The sequence below is a fragment of the Anaerococcus porci genome, assembly GCF_034090325.1.
Classification (GTDB): domain Bacteria; phylum Bacillota; class Clostridia; order Tissierellales; family Peptoniphilaceae; genus Anaerococcus; species Anaerococcus porci.
In genome coordinates, this window is the sequence record NZ_JAXDSU010000056.1 from 22,149 (window position 1) to 29,975 (window position 7,827).

Sequence of the window (7,827 nt, forward strand, 5' to 3'; positions counted from 1 at the left end):
ATCCTTTTTTGTTATAGACTAGCTTATAACTTAATAAATAAAATATTTTTTTATTAAAATTTATCAAAGCCATACTTTTTCATAAAGAACTTGTGTAGTAGATAGGCTAGTACAAGAACAAATACTAGTGAGGCAAATATTATAAGATTAGATGCCATATGTCCTGCTATTATAAAAGTTACAAAAGAGATAACTCCTACAGTTAATGAGTAAGGTAGCATACAGGTGAAAAAGTCCATATGGTCTCCACCGGCCCCAGTTGAGGCTAGCATAGTTGTATCTGATATTGGAGATGATGAATCACCAAAAAGTCCACCAGATGATACTGCGGCAACTACAACTGAAAGGGATACATCAAGCTTGTAAGCCATAGGTATAGCAAGTGGCATAAGAATTGCCATAGTTCCCCAAGAAGAACCTGTAGCAAAGGACATTATGCATCCTATAAGGAAAAATATTCCTGGAAGAACTTCTGGACTCAAGAATCCTTCTGTAATTCTTAAGATATACTCAGCAGTTCCCATTTGAGTAGAAACTCCTCCCAAAGACCAAGCAAGAGTAAGTAATACTGCCATAAAAGAAGAATTAGAAACACCCTTCAAAAATATGGACATACACTCATTAAAAGTCATAATCTTATCTTTCATAGAAAGTAAAATCAAAGTCAAAGATGCAAGCAAAAATCCTGCAGCAATAGATGACCTAATCATCTTTCCAGGAACAACATCTCTTGGAAAGCCATTTAAAATAAGGTTAGTAAAAATAGTTATAACCATTACAATCAAAGGAATAATCATAATCCAAACAGAAACATCTACATCCTTATTAAAATGCTCTTTAATGGGTTTTCTCATAGGAGTTCCACCTTCTCTCATAGTCTCACCCTTAACAGCTGCCCTATGTTGAGCCTTAAGCATAGGACCAAAATCAAACTGACTAAAGGCTAAAAAACCAGCTAAAACAAGGGAGATTATAGCATAAAAATTAAAAGGAATAGCTCCTACATAAACAGTCCATGAGCTAATACTGTTTATACTTAAATTTTTAAGTTCAGTATCTATAAGACCCATAGAATAAACACCCCAACCTATAATAGGAATTAAAGCAGCATCACAAATTGAAGTAACATCTAGAATATAGGCAAACTTCTCCTTGGAAGTCTTAAGCTTATCTAAAATCTCTTCAAATATAGGTCCAAGTATAAGAGAATTACCAGTATCAGTAAACCATATAACAATTCCTCCAATCCATGTTAAAAACTCACCCTTGGAACGACTATCTAATTTATGAGTCATATTCTTTGCAAAAGAATTGGCAGCACCAGTACTAGTTAAAAGAGCCACAAAACCCCCAATAATAGACATCATAAAAATAGTCTGGGCGTTAGACTCCTCTGCAATTTTTACATACATAAAATCAGAAATCATAGAAATCAGTCCTGTAAAAGGATTAAAATTATTAATAATCAAAGCACCCACATAAACTGCAATCAAAAGTGAAACTATAATATTTTTAGTACATATAGATAAAATAATTGCAATAAGTGCAGGTAATAGTGACAAAAATCCATAGTAAATATTATCATCCATATTATCCTCCAAATAAAAAATCGCCCCGACAAAAGGGACGAAAAAAACGTGTTGCCACCCTAATTCACAAAATAAATTTGCCTCATTAGAACCCATAACGAGGGTTAGACGGGAAAGCTTATGTATTATACTCCCAACTATTAAAAGCCTCTCTTCAATCACAAAACCCAGTCTTTCACACCAACCAAGACCTCTCTTAAGATAATTCTATAACTTACTTGCTTTTCAAAGTATTTCTTAGATAATAACAAATTAAAAGATAGTTGTCAAATAATTTTACAAAATATTTTTTTATAGTAGTAATATGAATTAATAAAGTGAAATAATCTATTAAAACTGATACAATATAGATAATAATCCAATTTTAAAAAGAATTTTTAGATAGAGAAAGATAAGCAAATGTCAGAAAAAATAAATAATTTAGATCAAAGTTCATATGCAGTAAGAGTTGGTCTAAAACGTCTATTAGAGAATAAAAGTACAAAGAAAAATATAATATGGGCTAGTGATAATTATAAAAATTTGGGAGAGGCCTATAATGAAACTTCCTATATTTTAGCTGATACCTTCAATGTTACAAGGATACTTAATGCAAGAATTAACAAAAATGAAGATATCAAACTTGAAAGAACTAGAAAGAGGGCTGAAGTATTTACTCCATCCTGGGTGGTTAACCAAATGATAAATTTTATAGATGAAGAGTGGTTTGGATACAAAAATGTCTTCAATATAGAAAAAGATAAGTCATGGGAATCCATAGAAAATAAGATAAAATTTCCAAAAGATAAGACTTGGAAAGACTATGTTGATTCAAGAAAGCTTGAAATAACTTGTGGAGAGGCTCCTTACCTTGTTTCAAGATATGATGTAGTAAGTGGAAAACTTATAGAAGATTTGAATCAAAGAATTGGTATTCTAGATAGGAAATTAAGGATTGTAAATGAAAATAGCAGGAATAAGGCTGAATGGAAGAAGCGGGCAACTAGGGCAATAGAAGCAATCTACGGCTATGAATATCAAGGAGATAATCTACTTATAGCTAGAATAAATATCCTTCTAACTTATGTTGAATATTATGAAAAAAGATGGAATGAAAGGCCAAGTGATAAAGAAATAAAAAAGATAGCAAATATTATAGCTTGGAATATATGGCAAATGAATGGACTGAAAGATGAGGAACCATTTAGTCAAAAGTTAGAAAAAGAGAGTCAAGTTTCTTTATTTGAAAAAACTGATGAAGATAAAAAAATAAAGGCTACACCTTGTAGAATATATGATTGGCGTTCCAATAAGTCAGTCTTATTTAAGGAAATAAAGGAGAAAGAGATGAAAAAATTTGATTTTGTGATTGGGAATCCGCCTTATAATTTAGAAGCGAAAGGTCAAAGTACAAGTGATAGTCCTGTATATAATTTATTTATGGATGAATCATTTAATATTGCTGATAAAGTATTACTTATTACTCCAGCTAGATTCTTATTTAATGCAGGAAAAACACCAAAGCCTTGGAATGAAAAAATGTTAAATGATAAACATTTTAAGGTTTTAAAATATAAGCAGAAATCTAGTGATGTTTTTAAAGGAACTGATATTAAAGGTGGAGTTGCAATAACATATAGGGATGAAAGTAAAGATTTCGGACCAATAGAAGCATTTACAAGTTTTAAAGAATTAGCGAGTATTAGAAATAAAGTTGTAAATAATAATGAATTTAAAGATATAAGAGAAATAATTGAAATACAAAGTAAATTTGACTTGGATGCACTGTATGAAGACTATCCTGAATATAAAAATATAATAGGGAATAAGGGTAGAGATAAGAGATTACGCCAAATTATTATGGAGAGATTACCTGAAATATTTACAAAAGATAAAATATATGATGATTCTTATAAAATTCTTGGATTAGTTAATAAAAAAAGGGCTTATAGATATATTAAGAAAAAATATATCCAAAATGATGATGTACTCTATAAGTATAAAGTGTTCGTTCCTTCTGCTAATGGTTCAGGAGCAATTGGAGAGGTTTTAAGTACACCCCTAATCGGGAATACACAAACGTTTATTTCTTTTGGTAAATTTGATACTTTATATGAAGCTAAGGCAATGTTGAAATATGTTAAAACAAAATTTTGTAGAACATTATTAGGGATATTAAAAATAACTCAAGGAAATAATAAAGAAACATGGGCAAATGTTCCATTACAAGATTTCACAGAAAATTCTGATATAGATTGGTCTAAGTCCATTGCTGAAATAGACCAACAGTTATATAAAAAATATGCTTTAGATGATGAAGAAATTAACTTTATAGAAGATAAGGTTCAGGAGATGAAATAATGCAAAAAATTAATATAAGTACCAGTGTTGAAGTTGTTCCTAAATGTTACGCTTACACAACTCCTGGAGTAGAATATCATCAAGGCTGGACCAAGATTGGTTTTACTGAAAGAGATGTAGATACAAGAATAAAAGAACAGACACATACAGCTAATATTAAATATATTAAAGAACGGGTCAAAAATGCAACCTATGAGGGAAGTAATGAAACCTTTACTGACAAAGAGTTCCATGCTTATCTAAACAAATTAGGTATCAAAAGAGAAAAGGGAACTGAATGGTTTAAGATAGATCCAAAAGATGCTAAGGATGAATTTAATGATTTTAGGGAAAATAGGGGATTTAAAGTTAGCAAAAATCTTCCCATACCATATAAACTAAGAAAAGAACAAGAAGAGGCAGTAGAAAAGACTATAGCTTATTTTGCAAGTCATAAAGAAGGAGAATTCTTGTGGAATGCCAAGCCTAGATTTGGTAAGACTCTTGCAGCTTATGACTTGTGCATGAAAATGGGCTTTAAAAATATACTTATAGTCACTAACCGACCTGCCATAGTTAATTCTTGGTATAATGATTTTGAGAAATTTATAGGTCTTAACTCCGGATATTATTTTGTAAGCCATGTTGAAGGTGTAAGGGATAATTCAAATGTATTAGATAGAAATCAATATATTAAAAAAGTTTCAAGTGATGAAAATGTAAAGGGGTGTATAGAATTTGTAAGTTTACAAGACTTGAAAGGTTCGAAGTATTTTGGAGGAGATCCTAACAGTGATAAACTAAGGGAGTTAAGTTCAGCTAAAGACAGCGAAGGGAAACCTATAGGAATTAATTGGGATATTATAATAATAGATGAGGCTCATGAGGGAGTTGATACCTATAAAACGGATGTAGCATTCGACCATATTTCTAGAAAAAATACTCTTCACCTATCAGGTACTCCTTTTAAGGCAATAGCAAATTATAAGTTTTCGGATGATGCTATATATAATTGGACCTATGCTGATGAACAAAAAGCCAAAGAGAGTTGGGACAATACACAGGAAGAAGAAAACCCATACTTAGCTTTGCCAAAGCTACATCTATATACCTATCAAATGTCTGAAATTATAAAAGACAAAGTAAAAGAGGGGATAGATTTTGAAGGAGAGAATAAAGAATACGCTTTTGACTTAAACGAGTTTTTTGCAACTAATGGCAAGGGTAAATTTGTTTATGAATCAGATGTAGACAAGTTTCTGGATTCTTTAACAAGTTTATATAAGTTTCCATTTTCAACTGAAGATTTGAGAAATGAACTTAAACACACCTTTTGGATTTTAGATAGGGTTGATAGCGCAAAAGCCCTTGCAAGTAAGCTTTCTGATAATCCAGTTTTTAGAGAATATGAGATAGTGCTTGCAGCTGGTGATGGAAAATTAGATGATGAAGATATATTTGAACAATCCTATACTAAGGTAGTAAATGCTATTAAAAATTATGATAAGACTATAACCTTATCAGTAGGACAATTAACTACTGGTATCACTATTCCAGAATGGACTGCGGTATTGATTCTTTCAAATATGAAAAGTCCAGCTCTATATATGCAGTCTGCTTTTAGAGCCCAAAATCCATGTCTTTTTAAAGAAAATGGAAAAAATCTACGAAAGAAAAATTCTTATGTATTTGATTTTGATCCAGCAAGAAGTCTTATAATTTTTGAAGAATTTGCCAATGATTTAAACAAGGATACTTCAAATGGTGGGGGAGATCTTCAAAATAGGAAAGAAAATATTAGGGAACTTCTTAACTTTTTTCCTGTGTATGGAGAAGACGAAGAAGGATTTATGGTAGAACTTGATTCTGAAAAAGTTCTTACAGTTCCTAGAAAAATCCATGCAAATGAAGTAGTTAATCGTGGATTTATGTCTAATTTTTTATTTACAAATATATCAAATATATTTCAAGCTCCAAAAGAGATAAGGGATATTATAAATAAATTTGAGCCACAAAAAGAGGGCAAAAGAAAGGAAGATATAGATATAAATGATAATACAAAAGATGATTTAGATTTAGATGAAAATAATGAGATTTCCATACCTAAGCATAAGATAATAGGAAAAGCAAATAGTCTTTTCGGAGATAAAGTATATAAAGATATAAGAAAGAAGATTAATGAAACTTCAGAGGAATATAAGAGTTCAAATAAGAAAAAAACAAATGATCTGGAAAGATTAAAAGAAGATTTTAGTAAACCTATAGTAGATAATCTTATGGAAATTACAAAAATAAATTATGGTAAAGATTTAAGTAAGTCTTCTAGTAGAAAGTTAAAAAATAAAATAAAGTATATGACTGATAGGGTTGTCAAAAAAGAATATGGTAACTATGAAGTAGAAAAAAACATAATTGAATCAGAAAAAAAAGATAGAAAAGCTAAGGCAAAAACATCTGAAGAGCTCACTAAAATTGACAAAGATTATAATGAAAAATTAGAAGTTAAGAGAAAAGAATTGTTTAAAAATATAGAGGAAAAATTTAAAAGTGAAGAAATATTCAAGAAGTCAGGAGAGGAAATAGTAGAAACAGTTGAAACAGATATAAAAGAAAAAGAAAAGAAAACAATTGAAGATGGTATTAGAGATCATCTAAGAGGTTTTTCAAGAACTATTCCTTCTTTCTTGATGGCTTATGGTGATGAGAATACAAATCTTGAAACATTTGATCAAATTGTACCTGATTATGTATTTAAAGAAGTAACAAGCATAAGCTTAAATGAATTTAGATTTTTAAGAGATGGTGGAGATTACACAGATGAAATAAGTGGAGAGACAAAACACTATGAGGGGAATCTCTTTGATCAAATAGTATTTAATGATTCTGTTAAAGAATTTTTAAATAAAAAAGAAAAACTTTCAAATTATTTCGAAGATGATACTAAAATGGATATATTCGACTATATACCTCCTCAGAAGACTAACCAAATATTTACACCTAAAAAAGTAGTTATACAAATGGTGGATTTATTAGAAAAAGAAAACCCAGGATGTTTTGATGGCAAAGACAAAACTTTCATAGACTTATATATGAAATCAGGATTATATATTTCAGAAATTGTAAAAAGATTATTTAGAAGTGAAAAAATAAAAGAGATTTTTCCTAATGAGGAAGAAAGACTAAATCATATATTTAAAAATCAAGTTTATGGTCTAGCTCCTACTGAGATAATTTATAGGATAGCTCTTAATTTTGTTTTAGGATTTAGCGATAAAATTAAAATAGAAAGCCATAATCTAAGAAAACTTGACTCTCTTGAACACATAAAAGAGGGTGACCTAGAAGAAAAATTGGACGAATTATTTGATTAAAAAAGCAACTTAAATCACTTAAATTGATCAAAATGAAGAGAAAATGCTTTGAAGCCTTACTTCGTTTGCTAAGAACAAGTTCCCCTTAATAGATATTATCTTATATGAATGGATTCTTTAGTTATTAAATTATTATATAAAACTAAACAGTTTTTCTTAATATATAATTAATTCAAGCATAGGGAACTTATTCCTAGGTTCTAAGTAACTTGTTGTAATTAACTAAGTCTTGGATTTGACTATACTTTGAAATTTAGCATAAAGATATAGCTTAAATCGAAGATTGATGCGATAGATAAATCTCATAAATAAGGAAGAAGGATAAAAAAATATATATAATCTTAGCCTAATTGTAAATAATCTAAAAAGACTATTGCATAATTTTACAAGAGTTTTAAATTAAGATAAGAGACTGTGTAAAGTTTTGTGTATAGAAACCTCCTGATTAGGGTAAAGAAAAACTAACCAGGAGGAATTTTTATGCCAAGAAAAAGACCGGAAACAAGAAGAAGTAAAATAGCAAAAATGTTAATTGAAGAATATCAGCC

General features: G+C 29.8%; 3 protein-coding genes. 2 read left to right on the forward strand and 1 reads right to left on the reverse strand.

Annotated features, from left to right (window positions below; all coding sequences use genetic code 11):
- Window positions 1-53: 53 nt before the first annotated feature.
- The gene (locus SOR60_RS05655) at window positions 54-1,589 is read right to left on the reverse strand and encodes a Na+/H+ antiporter NhaC family protein (RefSeq protein ID WP_229771220.1); all 1,536 of its coding nucleotides are present in this window, start codon (window positions 1,587-1,589) and stop codon (window positions 54-56) included.
- A gap of 399 nt (window positions 1,590-1,988) precedes the next feature.
- Between SOR60_RS05655 and SOR60_RS05660 the strand changes: the two genes are divergently transcribed.
- Both SOR60_RS05660 and SOR60_RS05665 read left to right on the forward strand, forming a co-directional pair.
- Window positions 1,989-3,929, forward strand: coding sequence for an Eco57I restriction-modification methylase domain-containing protein (locus SOR60_RS05660; RefSeq protein WP_320595450.1), 1,941 nt, complete (start codon window positions 1,989-1,991; stop codon window positions 3,927-3,929).
- On the forward strand, window positions 3,929-7,279 hold the full coding sequence (locus SOR60_RS05665; protein WP_154540723.1) for a DEAD/DEAH box helicase: 3,351 nt from the start codon (window positions 3,929-3,931) through the stop codon (window positions 7,277-7,279). Before SOR60_RS05660 ends, SOR60_RS05665 begins: the two co-directional genes overlap by 1 nt.
- Window positions 7,280-7,827: the final 548 nt, after the last annotated feature.

Coding starts and splice junctions, on each gene's coding strand:
- SOR60_RS05655 (WP_229771220.1), bottom strand. CDS start 1,589: ATGGATGATAATATTTACTATGGATTTTTGTCACTATTACCTGCACTT.
- SOR60_RS05665 (WP_154540723.1), top strand. CDS start 3,929: ATGCAAAAAATTAATATAAGTACCAGTGTTGAAGTTGTTCCTAAATGT.
- SOR60_RS05660 (WP_320595450.1), top strand. CDS start 1,989: ATGTCAGAAAAAATAAATAATTTAGATCAAAGTTCATATGCAGTAAGA.